The 1925-nt window shown below is 71.7% G+C and carries 1 protein-coding gene and 1 pseudogene; one reads left to right on the forward strand and one right to left on the reverse strand.

Annotated elements, in window-relative coordinates; genetic code table 11:
• A partial coding sequence (locus tag AB0E98_RS33535) for an arabinan endo-1,5-alpha-L-arabinosidase (protein ID WP_361710266.1) occupies positions 1–845 on the reverse strand: 845 nt, incomplete at its 3' end.
• 299 nt (positions 846–1144) lie between these two features.
• On the opposite strand from AB0E98_RS33535, the pseudogene AB0E98_RS33540 reads away from it, so the two are divergent.
• A pseudogene (locus AB0E98_RS33540) lies at positions 1145–1925 on the forward strand (phosphate-binding protein); the annotation flags it as partial.

Raw genomic sequence — 1925 nt, forward strand, 5'->3', positions numbered from 1 at the left:
ATCGACTGCCCGCCGGGGCCGATGACGCTGCCGTGCGACTCCAGGACCGGCGTCCCGCCGTTGTCCGTCATCGCGACGCCGTTCTTGTCGCGGTAGGGCCCGGTGAAGCTCGTCGCCCGGCCGACCTTGACCTTGTAGGTGGAGCCGGTCCCGGCGCAGCAGGTGTCGTAGGAGGCGAAGAGGTAGTAGTACCCGTTGCGCTTGACGACGTACGGCGCCTCGACCGCCTTGGTGCCGGTCGGGCGGGAGGCCAGGGAGCGGCGGGCGGTGTCGGAGGCGAGCTGCTTCCCGGTGGCCGGGTCGACGCGGATCATCTTGATGCCGGTCCACCAGCTGCCGAAGGACAGCCACCACCTGCCGTCGTCGTCGACGAAGAGGTTGGGGTCGATCGCGTTGTAGTCGCTGGAGGAGTCCGAGGTGTAGACGATGCCGTAGTCGCTCCAGGTGCCCGGCGCCCCGGTGGTGGAGCCCGCGAGTCCGATGGCCGAGGTGTTGGAGCCGAAGGACGAGACGGAGTAGTACATCAGGTACTTGCCGCCGTGGTACGAGATGTCCGGCGCCCAGGCCTCCGGGACGGACGAGTACCGCGACCACCAGGCGGGCCGGGAGCCGAAGGCGTCGGCGCCCGCGGCGAAGGCGGTGCGGTCCGGGGAGGACTTGCTGCTGATGCCGCCGCCGGTGGCGTAGAGCCGGTACTGCCCGGACGCGGTGCGGATCATCGTCGGGTCGTGGGTGACGACGGAGCCGGTGACCCGGCCGGGGCCGGGGTAGGCCGACGCCGTGGAGGGGACGAGGGCGAGCAGGGCGGCGGGGAGAGCGAGGAGTGCGGCTCTTGTGCGGCGCATGGGGGGGGGCTCCTGTTCTGTGGCCCGGGTGTTCTGCAGCCGGATGTTCCACATCCCGACTGTTCGGCTTCTCGAACGACGATCGTGTTGCCGGACGTGACGCAGTGACGGAACCTAGAATCGAAGCGCTTGCGCGTCAATGGCCCGGACGACAGCGGCCGTTGATGTCCGGAAAACACCGGGTGGCGAAGATGGCCCGCGCGTGAATTCACCGCGGACACTCACCCGCACCGGGTCCTGCCCCGGCCCGCCCCCGCCACCATGGCCTCCCGTGTCACCGTCCCGAGGGGGAGCCGGACGTGAGTGTGTCCTGGGGTTCCGTGGCCGCCGTCCTGGGCCTGGCCGTGCCCGTCGCGGCCGCGCTGTGGGAGTTCGTGCTGGCGGGCCGCAAACGGCTCGGCTACCGCGTTCAACTGGACACCACCATCCGGGACTCGGCCGCCTCGGGGCCCGACACGACGGTGCTGCAGCGCATGCAGTGGGACGGCACGAACCTGAGCGACCCCTCGGTCGTCCTGCTGCGGATCGAGAACGCCGGCTGGACCCCCGTGGTCGCCGCCGACTACGTCGCCCCGGCCAGCGACCCCGTGGGCATACGCATCGCCTTCCCCGGCCGCCGTGTGGTCGGCATGACCGTCACCGAGCGCAGCCCGCAGGTCCCGCCCACCTTCTTCGTGCCGGGGGCCGAGGGGTTCGAGACCACGGGCCGGGAGATCAAGCTGCCCAAGGTGATCCTCAACCGCCGGGCGCACTACAAGGTCCTGGCCGTCCTGGACCGCGAGGAGGGCTTCACCGACCCCGAGTTCCCCGAACCGGAGGTCACCGCGGGAATCGTCGGCGGGGTGCGCGGCGGGACCATCCGGAAGACCGCGTACTACCCCTTCGCCTCGCGCCAGGTCCGCTGGCTGCTCGCCTCGCTGATCCTGGTCAGCGCCACGCAGTCCGCGCTCGCGCTGTCCGTCAGCGACGGGGCCGCGGGGCCGAGGGCCTGCGCCGCCGGGACCCTGCACCGGGCGGGTTCCACGGCCTTCGCGCCGGTGCTGCGCGAGGCCGCGCGGCAGTACGAGCGGACCTGCCCCG

It is taken from the genome of Streptomyces sp. NPDC037389 (assembly GCF_040636475.1).
Classification (GTDB): Bacteria; Actinomycetota; Actinomycetes; order Streptomycetales; family Streptomycetaceae; genus Streptomyces; species Streptomyces hesseae.